The following is a 22296-nucleotide window of genomic DNA, read 5'->3' as shown; positions in this document are numbered from 1 at the left end:
TAGCTTTACAATTATGAATTCCAGCAAAGAACATTCCAAACTGCGTTACCTGGTAAGACAGCCCAAAATCAAAATTATACATCCTCCTCTGTTGTTACTATTACATGGAGTGGGTGGAAATGAACAAAACCTTTTTTCTTTTGCCAATGATTTACCAGAGAATTGTTTAGTGGTATCAGCACGTGGTCCGCTTACTTTGGGACCTGAAAGCTATGCCTGGTTTCAGGTAAATTTTTCCACCGGAGGCCCGCAGATAAACGAACAGCAGGCTGAAGACGCGAGAGTAACCATTCTTGATTTTATTGAAAGTCTGAAAAATGAACTTGATTTTGATGATAAGCAAGTTTATTTAATGGGATTCAGCCAGGGAGGCATAATGAGTTACAGTGCAGCCCTTACTGCACCTGAAAAAATCAAAGGAATTGCTGTAATGAGCAGCAGGCTCCTTCCGGAGGTCAAACCACTTATTGCAGATGAGAAACGTCTTGAAAAACTTCAAATTTTCATTTCCCATGGCAAACAAGATGCGGTACTTCAGATCCCGTTTGCAACTGATGCTGTAGCCTACTTACAAACAAAGGGGCTAAACCCTGAATTCCATCAATATGATGAAGGTCACACTATCAATAAACAAATGTTTGATGACGTAAATTTATGGTTAAAAACAAATACTGTTCACTAATAATTTGCTACATCCTTGCAAATACTAAAAAATACTCGCTCTATAATAAAGTGGGTATTTTTTTCAACACTTCGGTAAATAATCACTTATTTCACTGAAAACCAACAAGATAAAGGTTAAAAAATTTGGCAATACCCGTAGATTCTCATATATTGTAAGATTATTCCGTAATTATACAATTTTGAATCCACAGGCAAGCCAAAATATTAAATCATTGATAATGATGTTATTAAGAAGCGACAAGTTTAATTTATTAACTAACCCAAGGAAAAAGTTTATTTCCAGTGTCCTTTTTTCATTTTTAAGCATCAAAGGTAGAATAAATTTCCTTCAATTGGAAAGGTATGGTGAATATTGCGAACAAAGTTATAGGGAATCATTCAAAGAAAAATTTGATTTCCTTGAATTTAACAAAGCGCTGATTTCAAAAATAAGCCCGGATGTCGTTATTGGATTTGACCCATCCTATTTATCAAAATCGGGTAAGAAAACCCACGGGATTGGTTATTTTTGGTCAGGTGTCGCGGGTAAGTCTAAATGGGGATTAGAGATGGCGGGCTTTGCAGCAATTGACCCGGAACTTAATACCGCATTCCATTTGAATGCTATTCAAACCCCGTGTGCGGAAGAATTATCAGACCTTAATATGACGTTGTTAGCCTATTATGGTTCGTTGATAACCCAGAATGCGCAGGAATTTAGGAAGATCTCAAAATATATAGTTGCGGATGCTTATTTTTCAAAACTTCCGTTTTTGGAAGCTGTAAGTAAAGCAAAGTTATTTTTAGTGAGCAGGTTGCGAGATGATAGTAATTTGAAGTATTTATACAATGGCCCTTTGACAGGCAAAAAGGGAGCTCCTAAGAAATTTGAAGGAAAGGTTAATTTTAAAAACATCAACAGGGAGCATTTTTATTTAGATTTTCAAGATGAGAAAATGGAAGTTTACGGAGCCATTCTGCATTCAGTCGCTTTTAAAAGGAAAATAAAAGTGGCGCTGGTGAGGTATCTCAAGGATGGTAAAATCATTTCAACAAAAATATATTGTTCCTCAAATCTCAAACAGGAGACGTTGGAAATTGTGATATTCTATAGAAGTCGTTTTCAAATGGAATTTGTTTTCAGAGACGGCAAACAGTTCGCAGGGGTAAATACTTGTGAAGCTCGAAGCAAGGAAAAGATAGATTTTCATATCAACGCCTCATTAACCAGTGTGAATTTAGCCAAAATGGATTGGTTTTCCCACGAGAAAAACAAAAAGAAACCGTTCTCAATGGCGGATTATAAAACGCACTTTAATAACGAGTTAATGATTAAAACATTTATGAGCAAGTTCGAAATAAACCCTAACAAGAAAAAAAATAAGATTATCTTTCGCAAACTGTTAGACTTTGGTAAAATTGCCGCTTAAAAAGTACCGAAGTATTGTTTTTAAAAGATGTTTTTTTTTGTCTCTTTGTAACCTTAGGAACTGGAAAGGGAAATTTCTAAAATCACGCCTCGTATGCTTTCGAAAGAATTAAAGGATTTAGAAGTCAACGGAATTATTACACGAACAGTTTATTATTCTATTCCAGTAACTGTAGAGTATGAACTTACCAAATTGGGCGAATCGTTCAAAAATGTTTTAGATGCTATGATTGAATGGGGTTTTCAACACCGCAACGTAGTTACAGTAAAACAGTAAAAGTTCCAAGAAAAATAAGGTTATTTCTTTTCGACATTAAATATTAAGCTTTATTTGTTAAATAGTTCTCTCGGGACAATCCCGAACCATTTTATAAAGGATTGAAACAGTTTATAAATTGTTTCAACTTTTTTATTTTAAATCGCTTGAAGAGCTAATAATACTTTTTTTATGCTCCTCTCCCCATGATTTAAAATTATCCCATAAAGGAACTAAACTACAAGCCATTGATGTTAACTCATATTCAACCCTTGGCGGAACTTCTGGATATACCGTTCTCTTAACAAGACCGTCCTGTTCAAGTGCCTTTAATTGCAGTGTTAACATTCTTTCTGTTATGGGGTATATTTCTTCTTTTAAATCTTTATAGCGCATTTTCCTATTGTGCAGCTTACTAAGAATGTACAATTTCCACCTTCCTCCCTTTGGAACTTATAACTTTTGTTTTTTGCACACAAAAAATATGAAAAAAAGGGCTTACTGTTAAAAGTAGCCCTTTGTCTTTAAATTATTTAGTCGGTTAGTAGTCTAAAATTTTATATTTTTAGTCCAATGTGTTAAAAAAAGCAATGAATAAGCTGAATTCAATTATAAATGAAATGCCTAAGATAGTTAACAGTAAAATTTCATTTGTCATTGAAATTACTTTTTTAATCTGATTCTTATAAATTAGATGAAATCGCGATGATTCGAAAAACACAAAAATAGACTCGCATGAAAAAACGCCAAAAATTGATAGTCTCAGAATTGATAAATTTTCTTCTACTCCAAAGGATCAACAATTAGTCAATGCTGTGTTGAATGTGATGAACCAAAAAATAAACTGCTTTAAAAAATTCTATTCGTTAAACATTCAATTTTGCTTTCCTTCTTTTCTCTCTTTCCTGCGCATCAGTCACTAGCTACGGCAGCCATATTAACGATTTCATTTACGCTTGCTCCTAATTGAATTTACTAAGTCCCATGTCCGGTTTTTTAGCGTGTAAAATGTCAACCGCTTCTCTCACTTTTGTAGCATGAGGATGAATTGAAGATCCAAAATTAGAATAGGACAACTTATCTTTCCGGCTTGCGGTTTGGCATGGTAAGCCAAAGCTTCACTTATTAATTTTTCTTTACTCATAAATAATATGATTTTTTTTTAATCAAAAATCTAAATTTCTATTTTTTCAATTTGTGGACCAGCGTTTACCAAACTTATACCTTCTTTATTATCAGTATATTGCTTAAAGTTTTTAATAAAACGAGATGCTAAATCAATTGCTTTATTATCCCATTCAAAAACATTCGCATAAGTATTTCTAGGATCTAAAATATCAAGGTTTACATTACCTAGAGACGTTGGTACTTCTAAATTGAAAATTGGAATTATTTTGGTTTCTGCTTTCTCGATCGAACCATCAAGGATTGCATCAATAATAGCTCTAGTATCTCTAATAGAAATTCTTTTTCCTGTTCCATTCCAACCTGTATTTACCATATAAGCAGTGGAATGGTGCTGCTCCATTTTTTTTACCAGCTCTTCTCCATATTTTGTTGGATGCAATGATAAAAATGCTTTTCCAAAACAAGCTGAAAATGTAGGCTCTGCTTGCGTAACTCCAAGCTCTGTTCCGGCTAATTTTGAAGTAAATCCAGAAAGAAAATAATATTTAGTTTGCTCAGATGTTAATTTTGAAACTGGTGGCATTACTCCGAAAGCATCAGCTGTTAAAAAGATAACTTTGTTAGCATGTCCCGCTTTGGAAACTGGTTTTACAATATTGTGTATATGATGAATCGGGTAGGAAACTCTTGTGTTTTGAGTAACCGAGACATCTTTAAAATCTATGATACCTTTAGCATCTAAGGTTACATTTTCTAATAAAGCGTCTCTTTTTATAGCATCGTAAATATCAGGCTCATTTTCTTTGCTTAAATCGATAGTTTTAGCATAGCATCCACCTTCAAAATTGAAAACACCATCATTATCCCAACCGTGTTCGTCATCTCCTATTAATTCCCGTTTCGGATCCGTTGACAAGGTTGTTTTTCCTGTACCGGATAATCCAAAGAAAACAGCGACATCCCCCTCTTTTCCTTTATTAGCAGAGCAATGCATCGATGCAATTCCTTGTAATGGCAAATAATAGTTCATCATGGAGAACATTCCTTTTTTCATTTCTCCTCCATACCAGGTCCCTCCGATTAATTGCATTTTTTCAGTTAAATTAAAAGCAATATATACTTCCGAGTTCAATCCGTGATTTGCATAATCTTTGAATGACGTTTTAGAACCATTCATTACAATAAAATCCGGCTCACCAAAATTTTCTAATTCTGCTTCCGTAGGACGAATAAACATGTTAGTTACAAAATGAGCTTGCCAAGCCACTTCCATGATAAAGCGTACCTTTAAACGTGAATTTTCATTAGCTCCACAAAAAGCATCAACTACATATATTTTTTTACCTGATAATTGATTAATTGTAGTTTTTTTTAATGCATTCCAGGTATTTTGTGTAATTGGCTTGTTGTCATTCTTTGCTTTTTCAGAAGTCCACCAAATCGTATTTTCAGTACTATTATCTTTAACAATATATTTGTCTTTCGGCGATCTGCCTGTAAAAGCCCCAGTCATAACATTTACGGCGCCAAGTTGAGAAATTTGTCCTTTTTCAAAACCTGTTAAATTAGGATCTATCTCATAATTGGCTAACTGTTCGTAGGAAGGATTATGAATAATTTTGTTTACATTTTTAATCCCATATTTTTCTAATGAAATCGATTTCGTAATTTGATTGTTATTTTTCATGGAAATTTAGTTTAAGTTTCATAGATGTAAAATTTATTTGGCAGAGATCACATCTTTATATTTCTGCTGTACTAGTTTTGTTAAGGCACTTTCGGTTTTGGAATCCAATTGTTGTGAGGCAAAATGCTTCCACATTCCATCGATATAAATCAATAATAATTCGGCTTCCAAAACTGGATTTTCATAATTTAATTTTGAAAAAGCTACTGTTAGTTTTTCATAGCAAGGCTTCATAAAAATGTCGTGGTGTTTTTGAGAAAGCCAATTTAATGCAATGATTTTATGCTGCATTTTCCAAAAATCGGGATGCGCATCTACTAAAATTCGAGGAACCTCCACAATTTTTAAAATATACTGCAATCCCTTTTCGTTGTTTATATAATCGGAAATTATTTTTGTCGCCTCTTGATAGCCTTGCTTAATAATTTCCTCCAATAATTTTTCTTTACTGCCAAAATGTTTGAAAATCAAAGCCTCTGAAGTTTCCGCCTCAGAAGCAATCGATTTTGTAGAAGTCGCACGGGCTCCATTTTCCGTAAACAGTTTTAAAGCAGCATCAAGTATGTCTTTTTTTTTGCTCATCTGGAAATTTTTTAGATTGCGAGCGTTTTATAATTTAAACCCTTTCGATGATTACTGCATACCCTTGTCCAACACCAATGCACATGGTCGCCAAAGCATATCGTTTTTGTAAACGTTGCAACGATAAAGCAGCACTGTATACAATTCTGGTTCCAGACATTCCCAGTGGATGTCCCAAGGCAATTGCTCCTCCATTCACATTAACTCTGACATCATTATCTTGAAGTCCCATAGCTCTGGTACAGGCCAAACTCTGGGCAGCAAAGGCTTCGTTCAATTCAATAATATCGATATCACTCAGTGTTAATCCGGCTTTCGCCAATGCTTTTTGCGTTGCCGTAACGGGGCCAATTCCCATAATTCGAGGTTCAACACCCACAACGGCCGAACTTACGATTCGGGCTAACGGTTTTAAATTGTATTTTTTTACCGCCTTTTCAGAAACAATAAAAGTGGCTGCAGCACCATCATTCAATCCCGAAGCATTTCCTGCAGTAACCGTTCCATCTGCTTTGAAAGCCGGTTTTAATTTAGCCAAAGTTTCCAATGTTGTACTCGCTCTTACAAATTCATCTTCAGAAAAAACAATTGGTTCACCTTTTCGTTGCGGAATGCTAACGGGAATAATTTCTTGTGCCAAAACACCCTTTTTTTGTGCTTTGGCCGCTTTCATTTGCGAATTATAAGAAAAAATATCTTGGTCTTCCCGACTGATACCATACAAATCCACTAAATTTTCAGCGGTAATTCCCATGGGATCTACGCCGTACATTTGTTTCATTTTTGGATTTACAAAACGCCATCCAAAACTGGAATCTTCCATTTTAGAATCGGTTCCATAAGCTTTTGCTGATTTTGAAATCACCAACGGACCATGTGTCATGTGTTCTACTCCACCGGCAATAAAAATATCGCCATCCCCCGCTTTAATTGCTCTTGATGCTCCAATAATTGCGGACATTCCTGATGCACATAATCTATTGACCGTTTCTCCGGGAACTGTAACTGGTAATCCCGCCAGCAATGACGCCATTCGAGCCACATTACGATTGTCTTCTCCGGCCTGATTATGACATCCTAAAATGACATCATCAATTGCATCGGTTGGAATATTTGGATTTCTATCTACTAATTCCTTAATGACAATTGCTGCTAAATCATCTGCTCTTACAGCCGAAAGTGTTCCTCCAAAACTTCCTATTGGCGTTCTGATTCCATCAATTATATAGGCTTCTGTATTCATTTTTATTACTTTTAAAATTATATTTTTTCTTGCGGAAGGTTTGTTTTTTTTCTCCAATAATTAATTACCGCCGATGTAATAATGGTAATCGATAATCCAATAAGACAGCCAGTTGTTACTGATATAAACCGTTCTACCGCTCCTATCCATAACATTTGCTTTTGTTCATGAATCAATACAATTATCAGCGCTACAATTGCTGTTCGCGCCACATTCATCAGATTAAATAAATAACAAGTAGCTATCGAAAGAACAATACCCGATACCAGCATATAAACATTTGGGGCATGAATAAAAAAACAAAGCAATCCAATTCCAGAACCAATCAGGTTCGATTTAAACCGTTCAATCGATAAACGACGTGCGTCTTTTGCTTCAGGCGAAATCACCAAAATAATAGAAAGCATTGTCCAATACAACTCATATTCAGGGAATCCTAAATACAATTGATAGCCGATTAAAAACCCGACGATGCATTTGAACCCATAAATAATTAAATCAGATCCGATACTGTATCGTATTAATTTGTTTACCATTCGATTAGTATTAGATTCATTAGAGTTTAAAAAACTGGGGAATCCTATTCTATCGCTCTTTTTAGGTCAATTGTTCCAGGAATTTTGCTTCCGTTTTTTCCCGAACTTCCTCTAATGTTGCTCCCGGCATTAATTCTATTAAAGTCAATTTGCCATCAATATATTTGAAAACAGCCAATTCCGTAATCACCATATCAACAGACCCTAAAGTCGTCAAAGGCAAGGTACAAGTGGGTACAATTTTAGAACTTCCGTCTCTGTTGTTGTGATTCATTGTGATAATCAGCGTTTTTGCTCCTGAGGCCAGATCCATTGCTCCGCCAACTCCTAATAAAGGTTGTCCAGGCACAGCCCAATTCGCCAGATTAGCATGCTCATCTACTTCCAAACCGCCCATTACCGCAATATCAACATGTTTTCCACGTATCATAGCAAAGGATTCAGCACTATCAAAATAACTGCTTCCCGGTACTGCGGTCACTGGAATTTTTCCTGCGTTAACCGGATAATTCATTGCTCCTCCCCCATCTACAGGTTCTGGACCAACGCCTAACATTCCGTTTTCAGTGTGTAAAATAACACCATGTTTTGGTGTAATTAAATCCGCAACTAAGGTTGGAATTCCGATTCCTAAATTGACTACATCTCCTTCTTTCAATTCCTGTAAGGCGCGTTTGGCCATATTCATACGGTCTTCACTCACTTTTTTTCCTTTACTAACTGATGCTGATGAACCTAAATCTTCCAAGGTAAGTGTCGCCTGAACCAAGTAATCAACGTAACATCCCGGTGTGTGAATGTAATTGGGATCTAAAGTGCCTTCCGGTACAATTTCTTCTACTTCAGCCACAACCAAATCAGCTGCTGTTGCCATAGCGCGATTGAAATTTTGTTCCGTCATGCGGTAAACTAAATTTCCTGCAGTATCCGCTTTCCAAGCTCTGATAAAAGCAACGTTTCCACGGATTCCCTTCACAAAAACCTGTTCCACACCATCAATTATTTTAGTCTCTCTGCCTTCTGCAATAGGCGTTCCGGCTGCGGTTGGCGTATAAAAACCTCCTATTCCCGCCCCTCCGGCTCTTAAGGCTTCTGCCAAAGTTCCTTGCGGTATCAATTCATATTCTACAATTCCATCCTGAGCCGCTTTCACCGCTTCGGGATTACTGGTAAAAAAAGAACCAATCATTTTTTTCAATTGTCCGTTTCGCAACAAACGTCCGCCCCCAATTCCCGCTTCGCCTACATTGTTTCCAATAAAAGTGATGTTTTTAGTTTCAGTTTTCGATAAAGCATCCATTAAATGCACCGGATTTCCCGTCATCCCAAAACCACCTTGCAATAAGGTATGGCCATCTTTTACGAATGCTGCGGCTTGTTTGGTTGTTATTTGTGGAACTGTTTTCATAATTTAATTTTTAATAAATTCAATAAGTAGTTTTGTAAAATCGTCGGCTTTTTCAATACTTGAAATATGAGCTGTTTTTAAAGCAGCCAAAATAGAATTTGGAATTTTTTCCATTAGAAAATCACCGTCTATAAGGGTTGTCACCAAATCCTCTGTACCGGAAATAATTAAGGTTGGTGCCAAAATTTTGGAAACTTCATTTGTAAAATCAGCATCCCGAACGGCGGCACAACAAGAAAAATATCCATCTACTGGCGTTTGCACAAACGTTGCTAAAACCGTATCAACCTCCGCTTTATTTTCGCTGACAAATTGAGGTGTGAACCAGCGTTCCTGTGTTCCTGAAACGATACTGTCCAAGCCATTTTTTTGAACGGTTTCAATTCGGGTATTCCAGCCTTCCTTATTTCCAATTTTTACGGCAGTATTACAAAGTATTAGTTTGTTCAATCGTTCCGGCGCATGAATTCCCAACCATTGTCCAGTCAATCCGCCAATAGACAATCCGCAGAAATTTACTTTTTCAATATTCAGCGAATCCAATAAATCCAATACATCATTCCCCAACATTTCAATAGAATATTCCCCTTCGGTAACCTCGCTTTTTCCATGACCACGCGTATCGTATCGCAGGATATTAAATTCCTGTCCAAGTAGTTCTGTTTGTTTATCCCACATCGTCAAATCCGTTCCTAATGAATTGGAAAAAAGAATAGTTTCTTCCTTCTTGAAATCATCAAACACATAATTCAATGTTGTATGCTGCATTTTTATTTTTGACATTATTTCATTTTTATATTAACCCAAATCACCACCGGCAACCGGAATGGTAATTCCTGTGATATACGAAGCTTCATCAGATGCCAGAAAAAGTATGGCCGAAGTTTGTTCTTCAATGGTTCCGTAGCGTTTCATTAAACTCGATTCGGTGGTTTGATCCGCCACTTCTTGTCTCCATTTTTTTTCCTGTTCCGAATCTGGAGTTTCATTACGGGGAATCAAGCGCTCCGGAGCTTCTGTTCCTCCTGGTGCAACAGCATTCACACGTATGTTTTTTTCGGCATATTCAAACGCCATAGCAGCCGTAAGGGCATTAACACCGCCTTTTGCAGCAGCATAAGGAACACGATTGATTCCTCTGGTTGCAACCGAAGAAACATTCACTATTACCCCTCCTTTTTGATCCAACATCACCGGAAGAACTGCACGACAGCCCCATAAAGTTGGGAAAAGCGAACGACGGATTTCCTTTTCTATTTGATCTTCTTCGTAGGTCGCAAAAGGTTTCATCCAGATTGTTCCTCCCACGTTGTTAATCAAAATGTCTATTCTGCCAAACTTTGCAACAGCTTTCTCTACGACCGACTCAAAGCCTGAAAATTGCTCCAAATCGGCAACAACTGCGAGTGCTTTATTTTTTTTGTCTTCACTTAATTGTGAAACTATTTCATTTACTAGTAGAGAACGATCAATTAATACAACCGAACCACCTTCGGCTAAAAGTTGAAGCGCAACCGTTTTTCCTATTCCTTGAGCGGCTCCGGTAACAAGGGCCACTTTTCCTGAAAATCTATTAGGGTGAAGCATTTTTACTTTTTTAAAAAATTATAATTGTACAATTTCCTGACCCGTTGGAACAAATTTTTCCATGTAAAAATTAACATGTTGAATTGCCTCTTTGTCAAGCGTAGTTTTTACCGCTTCTACCATGGCATTCGGTCCACAGATATAAATATCATAGGCTTTATCGCCAAGAAGCTCTTTGTTAATCCACTGGGTAACATATCCTTTATCATGTCCTTCGGCTTGTTCGTCAGAAGTACAGGTAAATAGCTGCAATGGCATAATTTCACTAAACGCTTTTAAACGTTCTAATTCCACGACATTCTCTGCTGTAGTTGCTCCGTAAAACAAATGAATCGGTGTGGTATTATTTTCTGCTTTTAGTTTTTCAAGCATGGCCATAAAAGGTGCAATCCCGGTACCGCCTGCAATAAAAATTAAATCACGTTGTACATCTCTCAGATAAAAACTTCCCAAAGGAGTTACAATGTTTAATTCCCCACCTACAGTTGCCTCATTTTTTAAATAATTGCTCATCAATCCTCCAGGAACTAATTTGATTAAAAACTCCACTTCTGCCGTACCGGGCTGTGAACTGTATGAATAGGATCTGGTCAGTGAGGTTCCCGGAACCTCAATATTTACATATTGTCCCGGAAGAAATTCGAAAGAACTGACGTCAGCAGCACGTAATTTTAATTGGTAGATTTCTGAAGATAATCGATTCAATTCCTTGATTTCTGTAGTGATAGCCGTAGATTTAACTTTACAGGCAGCAGAACTCGCTAAAATATCAACCACAAGGTCTGATTTTGGTCTCACTTGACAAGCAAGCGCAAAACCTTCCGCTGCTTCCTCATCTGACAGGGCTTCTTCGATGTAGTCTCCTGCATCAAAATTTCCTGATCTCATTTTACATTTACAAGTACCACAAGCGCCATCAGCGCAATCTAACGGAATGTTTATCCCAACGCGATAAGCAGTTTCTGCTACAGTTTCATTGGGTAAACTATCTATAAATCGGGTAACTCCGTCCTCAAAGTTTAATGCTATTTTTGCCATTACTTTTTGTATTAAATATGATAAATGTCAAGAATCTGACGAATGTAATCGTTCTTCAGTATGACTTTTTTATTAGTGATTAAAAATGAATCTTCTACTTTTTTCAAAGTGTAGAAGGAAACGCCAAAAAACTGATCCAATTTATTGTATCGAAAACTCAATGTATTCCAGTTAAAACGTATTTTAACTTCATCGTCATTTTCTTCCAGAATTTCAATATTTGAAATCATGTGACCTGTTCTTGTATCTGGTAAAGTAGCACTGGAACGTTCGGTTCTAATTCTAAAAATACGGTCTTCCAGACCATAACGATTCGGGTAATAAATCAGTGAAACTTCCGTTTCGTGATTGGTAGTTAAATTATCCTCATCATCCCAACACGGCATCCAAAATTCTACTTTTTCATCATATAACTGAAGCCATTCATCCCATTGTTTGTCATCTAAGTATCTCGCTTCCTGATAAACAAATGCTTGTATTTTATCGTAATTAGTCATCTTACAAATTGTTTTCTTGGTTAATCAATTCCTCACTATCCAAGGCTTTTTTCATAGCGTCGGCCCAGTACTCATGTTGCATCAGGAATAATCCCTCATCTTCACTTCTATTTCCACTTAATTTTGGATTGATTCCCATGGCAATAGCGTGCTCGTCTGCACCATAAACCCAGTGCTCTGCACCACGGCTAACATCGTTCCAAGGCATTCCTTTTGATAAATAACTTTCCTGACAAGATCTAAATTCTTCCAAATCATCAGGCGTTCCCATTCCAGTCACATTAAAGAAATCCTCATATTGACGAAGACGTAACGCACGGTCAGCGGCAGGTTCGTTTTTCGGCGCAAAACAATAAATAGTCACTTCTGTTTTATCTACAGCAATAGGACGAAGTACACGAATTTGAGTCGAGAACTGATCCATTAGATATACGTTTGGATAAAGAGCCAGGTTACGTGTCTCGTTTATAATAAAATTTGTTTTTTCTTTACCAAGTGTGCTGTTTAGCCTCTCGAGCTGACTGTACAACGGGCGTACTTCCGGATTCAGCATTTTGGTCCAAAGGAGCATGTGACCATTTTCAAAACCATATACACCGCCCACACTTTTTGACCATCCGTTTGGATCTACCGCTTGTACACCATCTTCTTTACGGTTACCCATTGTTGCCACATAATTCCAATGCACAGAGCTAACATGGTAACCGTCAGCACCATTTTCCATTTGCAATTTCCAGTTGGCGTCGTAAGTATAGGTAGAACTTCCATTTAGTACTTCCAATCCAAATTCAGACTGGTCTACCATCTGATCAATAATCTTTGTGGTATCACCAAGATATTCTTCCAGCGAAGAAGAATCTGGATTTAAGCTGCCAAATAAAAACCCCTTGTACGATTCAAATCGTGCTGTTTTTTTCAAATCATGGGAACCATTAGTATTGAACTGTTCCGGATATCCTGCTCCTTTTCCGTCTTTTACTTTTAATAATTTTCCTGAATTATTAAAAGTCCAACCGTGAAAAGGACACGTATAAGTTGATTTATTTCCTTTTTTATAGCGACAAAGTTGCGCTCCTCTATGACTGCATGCATTGATAAAAGCATTCAGTTCGCCTTCTTTATTACGTGAAATAAAGATAGATTGTCTACCAATGTAGGTGGTAAAATAATCGTTCAATTCTGTTATCTGGCTTTCATGTGCCAAATAAATCCAATTCTTTTCGAAAATATATTTCATTTCCAATTCGAACAAATCCGGATTGGTAAAGGATTCTCTTTTATGACGATAAAGACCTTCAGCAACGTTGTGTTCCAATAGGCTTTCTACATATTCTTTATTTAATTTTTCCATTAGTGTTGTTGTTTAGTAGTCATAACCTACCCGCTCCGGAGTTATTTTGGGGTAAAACCACCATGAGAATGATTCAAAAAATCGATTCGATTTGTTCCTTCTCACGGGGATTCTACAAGTCCAAAAAAGATTTCGGAAAATGGCAATAGACCGTTTCTTTTATATTATGCTACAGACTCGGCTCTTAATCGCTCTACTTCTGCATCGTGAATTCCTTCAATTTCTTTGTGCAAAGTGAAGTCGAAATCGATTGAGGAAAAAGGCTTGTCTAATCCTTTTTCTTTGATTTTTTCCGCATCAGTAATTACGGTAAGATCCGGAACCAAACCTTCACGCGTTGCAAAAGCGAAATCATCCCATAAGTATGGATCTCCTTCAAAGTTAATTTGTGTTGTTAATTTTCTGCAGCCTGGAGCTGAAACAAAAAAATGAACGTGAGACGGACGATTTCCATGTCGACCAATGGCACTTAAAAGTAATTCTGTTGATCCACCAGGAGGAACTGCATATCCAGAAGGAAGGATGCTTCGGAATTGATAGTTTCCGTTTTCATCCGTTTCTATCGTTCTGCGTAAATTGAAATCGGTTTGTGATTGGTCAAAATAAGAATAATTCCCTTTCAAATTAGCATGCCATACTTCTACAATTGCATTCGGAATTGGATTGTTATTATCATCCAAAACTTTTCCTTGCATGAAGAAAATTTTCCCTTGCTCAACTTCAGTTCCGTCATCCAGACGCGCAAATCCTTTTGATTTTGGTGCGCCTGCAACATAAAGTGGCCCTTCAATAGTTCGTGGTGTTCCACCGGTCATTCCTGCTTTTTCTTCTTCTTCATCCATACGTAAGTCTAAGAAATGTTCTAATCCTAAACCTGCCGCGATTAAACCATATTCTCCATTTTGGCCTGCTTGAGTCAAGAAATTTACTGCTGTCCAAATTTCATCCGGTTGGATATCTAAATCTTCTATGGTATAAAACAAATCGCGAAGAATTCTGTTTACAATTGCTTTTGCTCTGTCACTTCCACCTTCTACTTTTTCAGTACTTTCAATTTTTTGAAGTAATCCGTCTATTTGTGCTCTAGTCATGATATTGATTTTTTAAATTTATTATAGTTTTTTTTGATTATTTAAAAGGGTTACAATTCTCCTTCTTTTATCGAAGAATAATGTTTGCATAATGATTTTACTTCGATTTCCATAAAAGGAAAAAGGGGTAAATTGCTCAGAATCTCATGAAGTTCAGCCGGACTTTCTACATTGAAAATACTAATGTTAGAATACTTCCCGACGATTCTCCAAATGCCTACCCATTTTCCGCTGCGTTGCAAATCTTGGGACATTGCTTTTTCTTTTGCTTTTAATTCGTTTACAAAATTCACATTGGAATCGTGTGGAATTTTTACGGTCATTTCTACGTGGAATAACATAGTTTTATTTTTATTTACGTTTATATTGGTTGAGTTTTTCTAAATCTAATTCCAAGCCTAAACCCGGACCTTGTGGGATTTTCATCGAAGCATTCGAAAATTCTACTTTGGTTTTTACAATATCATCCGTAAGTAATAATGGGCCGAAAAGTTCCGTTCCCCACGACATTGTTTTCAACGTGCTGAAAGCATGCGCCGAAGCAACAGAACCAATTGTTCCTTCCAATAAGGTTCCTCCGTACAAACTGATATCGGCAGCTTCTGCAATTGCAGCCACTTTTAAAACATTGTGCAATCCACCTGATTTTCCGATTTTTAAAGCAAAAACATCTCCTCCTCTTATTTTAGCCAATTTGTAAGCATCCGTACTATCGTTCAACGCCTCATCGGCCATAATCGGCACGGTAAACATTTTACTCAAACGAGCCAAACCTTCAAAATTTTCTTTAACTATAGGTTGTTCAATCAAATCAATTCCTGCTTCCTGAAGTTTAGCAATGCTTATTTTTGCGGTACTTTCGTCCCAAGCCTGATTCACATCTACCGTTACTTTTGCTCGGTCTCCCAACGCTTTCTTGATAGCGGCAACGTGAGCGATTGAAATTTCCGGTGCTTGCCAACCTATTTTCAATTTGAAAGTGTTGTGTCTTCCGATGGCCAAAAGATGTTCGGCTTCTTCAATATCCTGTTGTGTATTTCCACTGGCCAAGGTCCATAAAACAGGTAAAGTTTCGGTAATTGCACCTCCTAATAAAGTTCCAATAGAGACACCCAATCGTTTTCCATGCGCATCTAGAAGCGCTGTTTCAATTCCGGATTTTGCAATTCGGTTCCCTTTGATGTTTTTTTCAATCCAAAACATGGCTTTGTGAATATTGGTTGCATCCTGACCCATTAACAAAGGAGCAAAATAAGTGTCAATATTGAGTTTCATACTCTCTGGAGATTCCTCTCCATAACTCAATCCACCAATTGTTGTCGCTTCTCCAATTCCTTTAATTCCATCACTGCAAAACAAACGAATGATAACCATAGTTTGTTTTTTCATTACGGTCATCGAGAGATGATGCGGGCGAATTGTTGGTAAATCAACCAGAATGGCTTCAATTTTTTCAATAATAGGATTATTCATTTCTTAGTATCTAAATTTATTTGATTTCGACAGGAGTAAGTACTCACTCACAAACAATTGAGTGCTCACTTACTGTTTGCTTATCACAAATTTATAGCTAAAAGCGGGGTTTAAAATTGGATTAATTTGCTATTAATGAGACAAATCAAACAAATAGACAAAAAACATAACCATTTGTTTATAATGCCTTTAAATGGAATAACAGATAAAAAAACACTTAATTTCCTTTAAAAAGCAGGACAAACAATACTTTCTGTGGTAAAATTGGAAATAACAGAGTGATAAATGCCTGATTTATAAGATTTACGGCTATCTTATTTTTATAATTGGAGTGGTAAAAGACGAGTGGAGTGATTACTTACGTCCTAATTGACTTCTGAATTCTTTGGGAGTCAACCCGGTTTTTTTCTTAAACAAACGCGTAAAATAAGCAGGATCTTCGATATCTAATTCATAGGAGATTTCGGCAATTGACATATCAAAATTGCGCAGGTAAATTTTAGCTTCGTCAATAAAAAAATTAATCACAACATCTTTTGGCGATAAGCCGGAAACATCTTTACAAATTCGGTTGAGATGTCCGCTTGAAATAGCTAATCGAGCCGCATAGTCTTCAACGCTTATTTTAAAAGATTTTTGTTCCTTAATTAATTGAATAAAACGCCTGTAATACATTTTATTCTTATTATCAGAAAGCGGAACAGCAGCAGAAGTTACAAATATCCGATACAAACGCAACAACATCATTCCCACTAGGTACTGTAAAGCATGCTGTTTACCCGGCAGTTCAGAAAAATATTCATCGATACATTTACGAATCGTTGTCAAAGCATCATTGATTAATTTATCATCTTCATCCAGTTTTGAAATGTGTATTTCGTCTATCTTATTGATAATATCGCTATCAAGCTTCAACATATTCTCCAAGGATTTGTCATAAAGCGAGATTACCCATCCTTTAGTATCCGGATTCATGCGCAGACCATGACTGATATTTTTTGGAATAGAAAAAAAAGAGACACTATCCACAACTTGACTTTCGCCATTAATTATCAATTCAAGGTATCCACTTTCAACGACAAAAATTTGAAAAAGATCACTATGTGCATGAGGTTTAATATACCATTCGTGGCGTTTACCAGTCATTTCCATTGGAGTAATATGAATAATATCCCTAACCATATCGATAGAGTTATCACCATAAATCCCCTTAAAAAATAATTTACTTCTCATGTATTATTTTAGCTCAAAAACTATTTTGAAACCTATCAAAGATACTACAAATACAGCTATATCGTTTGAGCGCTATTTAACATTTTTAGACAAAATGCTTTGTGCTATTCTAAGACGGATTGGTTGTATTCAATTTTGAAATACTGATTCCAAAAGCGGATGAAAATTGTTGCACGGTTGAATATACACCTCCGGCCAATGCGGCATAATCTGTTGCAATTTTTTTAAGCGCATAATTTAAAATAGACGGTAAAAGTGTCCCTTGTCCTAATCCATACAATAAAAGAAACCAAGGAATGTAATCCACATTGGCCTGATCTCCAAGAGTAAAAACCTGTAAGACCAAAGAAATAATCATTAGGAAACAGCCTATAATCAATAATTTTATTCCGTATTTATCCAATAATTTTAAAGCAATAAATGAAGACATCAAAAAACCAATGCCATTAAAAGTAAAATACTGGCTGGCAACATAAGGATCAAGATCTAATGTATTTTGGAATTGAACCGCACATATTAATAAATAAGAATTGTGTGCTCCGAAAAAAACAAGGCTACCAGTAAAACCAAATTGAAGCTTTCTATTTTAAAAAGATTCGTGTTCATTAAAGGACTGCTTTGCTGTTGTGTTTTCTTTTTTTGGTTCTTCCAGAATATATATAATAGAATCCCGGATAAAAACAGCAAAAGCAATACTAAAACTGAAAATCCCTGCTCTGGCACTAAAGTGAGTCCATAAATTAAACTTCCCAAAGCAATGGTCAATAATAATACGCCAAGCATGTCAAATTTACCTTCTTTATGCAGACTCGTCTCCTGCAAAAAGAAAAAAGAAAGAACAACAGTAACTAAACCAAACGGAACATTTATCAAGAATATCAACCGCCAGCTTTCTTCAATATAATGGTGTGCCACAAAATAGCCTCCTAAAAATTGTCCCAAAATAGATGCAATACCTAATGTAATTCCGAAAAAGCCAAAGGCCAAGTTTCGCTCTTTGGCTTCTCGAAAAGTAACTTGTATTATCGTCAAGGTTTGAGGAATCATAAAGGCCGCAGCGACACCCTGAAAAAACCTGAAAAGTATTAATTGAAAAATAGTACCTGCGTAACCACATAAAGCCGATGTAATTGTGAACGAAAGCATCCCAATTATGAATATTTTCTTTCGTCCAAAAAAATCTCCGGCTCTTCCTCCTGTGACTAAAAAGACACAATATCCCAACAGATAAGAACTGATGACTAATTCTGTATTGCTGTCTGATGTCAAATATTGTTGTTTGATTTGCGGCAAAGCCATATTCACAATATACACATCGATTACCGAAAGTAATGGGCTACAAGTACAATAATTAATGCAAGCCATTTATTGGTTTCCTTCATATTCACAAAAAAAGCGTTGAGTGCAATTCGTTTTGAATTACACCCAACGCGTTAAAAAAAATTAAAATTTAAGAACCGTAGCGAATACAACTCTCCATGTTCCTATCAAATTTAGATTGCTTACCGCTCTTCCGCTATTATCAGCATTCCCCCATTCGGCAGCTGAATATTCTGCTTCCAAACCAAATTTTAAATTTTTAATAGGTACTTCAATTCGTGGTGCCAATCGATAAATATAGTTAATGGTTCTGGTCGTTGTATTTCCTGATGCCGCCATACCTCCTACCATGTTTGAAAATCCATAAACTACCGCTTTTCCAGAAATCGGATTATTGGCACCATCATTTTGGCTAAAGCCGGCAAAGAATCCTGGAATTATTTTTTTAGTTTTCCCGGTTAAATCAATCCAAAAAGATTGTGTCGCCATAGTCGAATAGGTTTCTAAACCTGAACCTGTTGTTGGTGTATATCCAACATATCCTCCAAGCATAATGAATGAAGTTGCATTTTCGCCATACATTGCTTCTGCTTTTATAGTCATTGGCTTCGTTTCAAAACGGCCATACGCCATAACGGAAACACTGTTGAGTCTTTCATTAGAAAAATCATTGGTCAATCCAGAACCTGTTTTAGGGCGAATTTGCTCAAAATTTCCTGCTAGACCTACAAGAGCATTTTTACTTTTATAATTTAGCTGAATATGCCCGGAAGGAAGTGAACTGTTTCTGTACGGAGCTGTATTCGAGGTAAAATCCCTTTGTGAAACGGCTGCTATCATAAGATTAAAATTCGCATCTAATTTTTGGGTAAAACGAATCTGAGGGTTTCTGTTGTACGGCATATAAGGTGCTCCTCCACTGAAATTAACTACCCCGGGAAACATTTCCGGAATGGTTAGCGGATGCCAAAATTGACCTATCCCTAATTGAGTTTTCTTCCAATCTAATGTAATCCAAGCATGTCTCAAACGAAATTCATTGATTCCTCCTTCTGCATTACCAAAAAAATCACCTTCAAGAATTCCGGCAGTTTTTGCTCCCAAAACATCCGGTGCGCTTACTCTAACTCCAACTCGGGATAATACATTCAGCATTTGAAACTTGGAAGCGGAATTTCTGTCTTTCCCATTGGCATCAAAGTCAACATCTTTTCCCCAAAGCACCACTGCCGCTTCTCTTACATCAACAGTCTGACGGGAATCAAATATTGCATCATGTCGAATAAAACCCGAGAACTTAACATCAAAAAGTGGTTCTTTTTTCTCTGGTTTAATAGCTGCAATACTATCCTTTTTTTTAATGATTTCCTGAGCATTAAGCAGCACTGTTGTCAATAACAAACCAGTGATTGCTACTATTTTATTTAACTTCATTTCTTTCTGTTTTATTTTAAAAACCCTAAATTATGGAGGATAATTACTTCTATTTTAGGTTTATTCGTCGGCTACAATAGGATCTAATTGAATTGCTTCTTTTTTATGAAACACCACTTTATTTTCATGATGATGTTTCACATTGATAAAGCAAACGGCCAAAGCTCCTATAGCTCCGGGAACGGCAAATGCAACAAAATTCAATTCAAAAGGCAACCCTAAACTCAATAAAGCACCTCCTAAAATTGGTCCTAAAATAGCACCTGTTCTACCTACTCCAGATGCCCAGCCAATACCGGAAGACCGAATGTTTATAGGATAAAATTGCGCTACATAAGCATAGCAGAGTATTTGAGTCCCAATAGTTGTTGCTCCTGCAATTGCAATTAAAATATATAATACCAGCGTAGAATTTTTGAAACCAAGCAAGCTTAAAGAGATTGCAGCGACGGCAAAAAAGGAAATCAAAACGGTTTTTAAATTAAATTTATCACCAAGCCATCCGCCACCTACTGCTCCTATCATCGCTCCAAAATTCAGTACTAACAAAAAGGTAAGACTGGATCCTAACTCATATCCTGCTTTGTTCATTAATTTTGGCAACCAGGAATTTAGACCGTAAACCATCAAAAGACAAGTAAAAAAAGCGATCCAAAACATGATAGTACTCGTTGTTCTGTTTTGTTTAAAAAGTTGGGAAACACTTGCTCCGGCAGCTTTTGCCTCTCCAGAATCCAAATCATCACCTGCTGCAGGAAGATACGTTGGCTCAATAAGCGAAAGTATTTTTTTAGCCTCGTCAGTTCTTTTTTGTTTCGCCAAAAAGCCTACAGAATCCGGTAAAAATTTAATAATCAAAGGCAATAAAAGCATTGGCAATAATCCAACATAAAAAACCGATTGCCATCCGAAATTTGGTATCAAAAAAATTCCTAATCCAGCCGAAAGCATTCCTCCTACTGAATAGCCGCTAAACATCAGTGTTACCAGCGTACTTCTGATTTTTTTAGGCGAATATTCAGTCATTAAAGCCACAACATTAGGCATCACTCCCCCAATTCCTAATCCGGCAATAAAACGACAAATCCCAAACTGCAAAGGAGTCTCTACAAATCCATTTATAAAAGTGAATCCACTGAAAATGGACACGCACATGATGATCGCTTTTTTTCGTCCAATTCGATCCGAAAGTGTTCCAAATATCAAAGCGCCAAACATCATCCCAAAGAGTGCATAACTCCCCAAAGTTCCTGCCTCAAGGGGTGATAAATTCCATTTTTCCATAAGCAATGGTAACACTACGCCATAAATGACCAGGTCGTACCCATCAAAAATGATGATTAAGGAGCACCAGAATAATACGGTCCAATGAAATCGATTAAACTTGGCGTTATCGATTAAATTATGAATATCTATTTTTTGCATAATTTTTTTTTTAGTTATTGGTTAGTTGGTTAATTAGGTATTATAAACAATAGGCTGTTATTATGGTTAAGCCTGTTTTAACAAATTTCTCCATATAAAAATTTGTATGTTTTAACTGGATTTATGCCAAGTTATACTTTGGATTCGTCCACTTTATTTGATGCATCATTTCCGGATGCCGTTTGTCATTTTAAGAACAACCTAATTGCTAATCATCAAGAATTTATTAATTAAACACTATATCTATTCTTCAACATATCTACGATACAATTAATATATCACTAATAAAAATCAATTATAATTACACAAAACGTAATTATTATCTATTTTTTATATCGATATGCAAATATTAAAATTATTCGAGATGAAAAATTGTTCTTTTAAATCAAAAACAGGACAAATCAAATGTTTTGTAGAAATTGAAGATGAAAAAAGAATATTTAAATCCTTTTTTACAAATAACGAAAAGGAAGAATGTAAAAATAGAATCGAAAATAGAAGCTTGTAAATCAAGCTTATAAGTATAGTCTTACTATTAAATATAAATAAATTTATTTTTGACAGACCGATAAATAAAATTAAATAATTTAAATACACCCAACGGATATATTTATTATTTCTTTATGTACACATCAGTTGAAGTAAATAATTACGTCCGCAAAATAATCTATACTTAACAGTAAAGATGAAATGGATATGATAAAAATTATTCTTTTACCCTCATCATATTTTCGTATTAAACTAGTGTTAAGTTAAACTTAATATGACGCATTAATGATATTTTATCATTACCTTTGAAAAAAAAAAGAAATGATAAAATATACAATTAAACTAACAAAGACGGAAGTTGAGGAATTGCATGCGATAATAAGCAAAGGTTCACATTCCTCACAAACATTTAGAATTGCTTATATT

General features: G+C 36.1%; 21 protein-coding genes and 1 pseudogene. 3 read left to right on the top strand and 19 right to left on the bottom strand.

The window, feature by feature from the left end; translation table 11 throughout:
• Positions 1-13: 13 nt before the first annotated feature.
• From ACNQGH_RS03765 to ACNQGH_RS03755, 3 genes are all read left to right on the top strand, one after another.
• A complete protein-coding gene (locus tag ACNQGH_RS03765; protein ID WP_417954649.1) occupies positions 14-682 on the top strand; it encodes an alpha/beta hydrolase in 669 nt (222 codons plus the stop codon).
• 220 nt (positions 683-902) lie between these two features.
• On the top strand, positions 903-2093 hold the full coding sequence (locus tag ACNQGH_RS03760; protein WP_417954648.1) for a transposase: 1191 nt from the start codon (positions 903-905) through the stop codon (positions 2091-2093).
• A gap of 60 nt (positions 2094-2153) precedes the next feature.
• Entirely contained in the window at positions 2154-2369 is a 216-nt protein-coding gene (locus tag ACNQGH_RS03755) for a winged helix-turn-helix transcriptional regulator (protein ID WP_417954837.1), read from the top strand.
• A gap of 132 nt (positions 2370-2501) precedes the next feature.
• On the opposite strand, the pseudogene ACNQGH_RS03750 reads toward ACNQGH_RS03755, so the two are convergent.
• From ACNQGH_RS03750 to ACNQGH_RS03660, 19 genes and pseudogenes are all read right to left on the bottom strand, one after another.
• Positions 2502-2780, bottom strand: a pseudogene (locus ACNQGH_RS03750) (winged helix-turn-helix transcriptional regulator); the annotation flags it as partial.
• A 742-nt stretch (positions 2781-3522) separates the two neighbouring features.
• Positions 3523-5163 carry a phosphoenolpyruvate carboxykinase (ATP) gene (pckA, locus tag ACNQGH_RS03745; protein WP_417954647.1) on the bottom strand — a complete coding sequence of 547 codons (1641 nt, stop codon included), beginning with the start codon at positions 5161-5163 and terminating at the stop codon, positions 3523-3525.
• A gap of 33 nt (positions 5164-5196) precedes the next feature.
• Positions 5197-5745, bottom strand: coding sequence for a TetR/AcrR family transcriptional regulator (locus ACNQGH_RS03740; RefSeq protein ID WP_417954646.1), 549 nt, complete (start codon positions 5743-5745; stop codon positions 5197-5199).
• A 34-nt stretch (positions 5746-5779) separates the two neighbouring features.
• Positions 5780-6988 (bottom strand): 3-oxoadipyl-CoA thiolase, encoded by a 1209-nt coding sequence (gene pcaF / locus ACNQGH_RS03735; RefSeq protein WP_417954645.1) that lies wholly within the window; start codon positions 6986-6988, stop codon positions 5780-5782.
• A gap of 17 nt (positions 6989-7005) precedes the next feature.
• Positions 7006-7524, bottom strand: a complete 519-nt coding sequence (locus ACNQGH_RS03730; RefSeq protein WP_417954644.1) for an FUSC family protein — start codon at positions 7522-7524, stop codon at positions 7006-7008.
• 61 nt (positions 7525-7585) lie between these two features.
• Positions 7586-8932, bottom strand: coding sequence for a 3-oxoacid CoA-transferase (locus tag ACNQGH_RS03725; protein WP_417954643.1), 1347 nt, complete (start codon positions 8930-8932; stop codon positions 7586-7588).
• 3 nt (positions 8933-8935) lie between these two features.
• Positions 8936-9715, bottom strand: a complete 780-nt coding sequence (pcaD, locus tag ACNQGH_RS03720) for a 3-oxoadipate enol-lactonase (RefSeq protein ID WP_417954642.1) — start codon at positions 9713-9715, stop codon at positions 8936-8938.
• A 15-nt stretch (positions 9716-9730) separates the two neighbouring features.
• Entirely contained in the window at positions 9731-10519 is a 789-nt protein-coding gene (benD, locus tag ACNQGH_RS03715) for a benzoate diol dehydrogenase BenD (RefSeq protein ID WP_417954641.1), read from the bottom strand.
• An 18-nt stretch (positions 10520-10537) separates the two neighbouring features.
• Positions 10538-11557 (bottom strand): benzoate 1,2-dioxygenase electron transfer component BenC, encoded by a 1020-nt coding sequence (gene benC, locus ACNQGH_RS03710; protein WP_417954640.1) that lies wholly within the window; start codon positions 11555-11557, stop codon positions 10538-10540.
• A gap of 11 nt (positions 11558-11568) precedes the next feature.
• The gene (gene benB, locus ACNQGH_RS03705; protein WP_417954639.1) at positions 11569-12054 is read right to left on the bottom strand and encodes a benzoate 1,2-dioxygenase small subunit; all 486 of its coding nucleotides are present in this window, start codon (positions 12052-12054) and stop codon (positions 11569-11571) included.
• Position 12055: 1 nt separating this feature from the next.
• Positions 12056-13405: an SRPBCC family protein gene (locus ACNQGH_RS03700; protein WP_417954638.1), complete on the bottom strand. Its 1350-nt coding sequence runs from the start codon at positions 13403-13405 to the stop codon at positions 12056-12058.
• Positions 13406-13569: 164 nt separating this feature from the next.
• Positions 13570-14496, bottom strand: coding sequence for a catechol 1,2-dioxygenase (catA, locus tag ACNQGH_RS03695; protein WP_417954637.1), 927 nt, complete (start codon positions 14494-14496; stop codon positions 13570-13572).
• Between the two features lie 50 nt (positions 14497-14546).
• Positions 14547-14837: a muconolactone Delta-isomerase gene (gene catC, locus ACNQGH_RS03690; RefSeq protein ID WP_417954636.1), complete on the bottom strand. Its 291-nt coding sequence runs from the start codon at positions 14835-14837 to the stop codon at positions 14547-14549.
• A gap of 10 nt (positions 14838-14847) precedes the next feature.
• Positions 14848-15969, bottom strand: coding sequence for a muconate/chloromuconate family cycloisomerase (locus tag ACNQGH_RS03685; RefSeq protein ID WP_417954635.1), 1122 nt, complete (start codon positions 15967-15969; stop codon positions 14848-14850).
• A 354-nt stretch (positions 15970-16323) separates the two neighbouring features.
• Positions 16324-17202 (bottom strand): AraC family transcriptional regulator, encoded by an 879-nt coding sequence (locus ACNQGH_RS03680; protein WP_417954634.1) that lies wholly within the window; start codon positions 17200-17202, stop codon positions 16324-16326.
• A gap of 109 nt (positions 17203-17311) precedes the next feature.
• Positions 17312-17719: an MFS transporter gene (locus ACNQGH_RS03675; RefSeq protein WP_417954836.1), complete on the bottom strand. Its 408-nt coding sequence runs from the start codon at positions 17717-17719 to the stop codon at positions 17312-17314.
• The gene (locus ACNQGH_RS03670) at positions 17719-18567 is read right to left on the bottom strand and encodes an MFS transporter (RefSeq protein WP_417954633.1); all 849 of its coding nucleotides are present in this window, start codon (positions 18565-18567) and stop codon (positions 17719-17721) included. Before ACNQGH_RS03670 ends, ACNQGH_RS03675 begins: the two co-directional genes overlap by 1 nt.
• 78 nt (positions 18568-18645) lie before the next feature.
• On the bottom strand, positions 18646-19956 hold the full coding sequence (locus ACNQGH_RS03665; RefSeq protein ID WP_417954632.1) for a DcaP family trimeric outer membrane transporter: 1311 nt from the start codon (positions 19954-19956) through the stop codon (positions 18646-18648).
• 60 nt (positions 19957-20016) lie between these two features.
• On the bottom strand, positions 20017-21381 hold the full coding sequence (locus ACNQGH_RS03660; RefSeq protein ID WP_417954631.1) for an MFS transporter: 1365 nt from the start codon (positions 21379-21381) through the stop codon (positions 20017-20019).
• Between the last annotated feature and the right edge of the window lie 915 nt (positions 21382-22296).

The sequence above is a fragment of the Flavobacterium kochi genome (genome assembly GCF_048286715.1).
GTDB lineage: Bacteria > Bacteroidota > Bacteroidia > Flavobacteriales > Flavobacteriaceae > Flavobacterium.
The sequence above is the reverse complement of the archived record's forward strand: the minus strand, read 5'-3'. Positions and strand labels throughout refer to the sequence as shown.

Coding starts and splice junctions, on each gene's coding strand:
- ACNQGH_RS03765 (WP_417954649.1), top strand. CDS start 14: ATGAATTCCAGCAAAGAACATTCCAAACTGCGTTACCTGGTAAGACAG.
- ACNQGH_RS03760 (WP_417954648.1), top strand. CDS start 903: ATGATGTTATTAAGAAGCGACAAGTTTAATTTATTAACTAACCCAAGG.
- pckA (WP_417954647.1), bottom strand. CDS start 5,163: ATGAAAAATAACAATCAAATTACGAAATCGATTTCATTAGAAAAATAT.
- ACNQGH_RS03740 (WP_417954646.1), bottom strand. CDS start 5,745: ATGAGCAAAAAAAAAGACATACTTGATGCTGCTTTAAAACTGTTTACG.
- pcaF (WP_417954645.1), bottom strand. CDS start 6,988: ATGAATACAGAAGCCTATATAATTGATGGAATCAGAACGCCAATAGGA.
- ACNQGH_RS03730 (WP_417954644.1), bottom strand. CDS start 7,524: ATGGTAAACAAATTAATACGATACAGTATCGGATCTGATTTAATTATT.
- ACNQGH_RS03725 (WP_417954643.1), bottom strand. CDS start 8,932: ATGAAAACAGTTCCACAAATAACAACCAAACAAGCCGCAGCATTCGTA.
- pcaD (WP_417954642.1), bottom strand. CDS start 9,715: ATGTCAAAAATAAAAATGCAGCATACAACATTGAATTATGTGTTTGAT.
- benD (WP_417954641.1), bottom strand. CDS start 10,519: ATGCTTCACCCTAATAGATTTTCAGGAAAAGTGGCCCTTGTTACCGGA.
- benC (WP_417954640.1), bottom strand. CDS start 11,557: ATGGCAAAAATAGCATTAAACTTTGAGGACGGAGTTACCCGATTTATA.
- benB (WP_417954639.1), bottom strand. CDS start 12,054: ATGACTAATTACGATAAAATACAAGCATTTGTTTATCAGGAAGCGAGA.
- ACNQGH_RS03700 (WP_417954638.1), bottom strand. CDS start 13,405: ATGGAAAAATTAAATAAAGAATATGTAGAAAGCCTATTGGAACACAAC.
- catA (WP_417954637.1), bottom strand. CDS start 14,496: ATGACTAGAGCACAAATAGACGGATTACTTCAAAAAATTGAAAGTACT.
- catC (WP_417954636.1), bottom strand. CDS start 14,837: ATGTTATTCCACGTAGAAATGACCGTAAAAATTCCACACGATTCCAAT.
- ACNQGH_RS03685 (WP_417954635.1), bottom strand. CDS start 15,969: ATGAATAATCCTATTATTGAAAAAATTGAAGCCATTCTGGTTGATTTA.
- ACNQGH_RS03680 (WP_417954634.1), bottom strand. CDS start 17,202: ATGAGAAGTAAATTATTTTTTAAGGGGATTTATGGTGATAACTCTATC.
- ACNQGH_RS03670 (WP_417954633.1), bottom strand. CDS start 18,567: ATGGCTTGCATTAATTATTGTACTTGTAGCCCATTACTTTCGGTAATC.
- ACNQGH_RS03665 (WP_417954632.1), bottom strand. CDS start 19,956: ATGAAGTTAAATAAAATAGTAGCAATCACTGGTTTGTTATTGACAACA.
- ACNQGH_RS03660 (WP_417954631.1), bottom strand. CDS start 21,381: ATGCAAAAAATAGATATTCATAATTTAATCGATAACGCCAAGTTTAAT.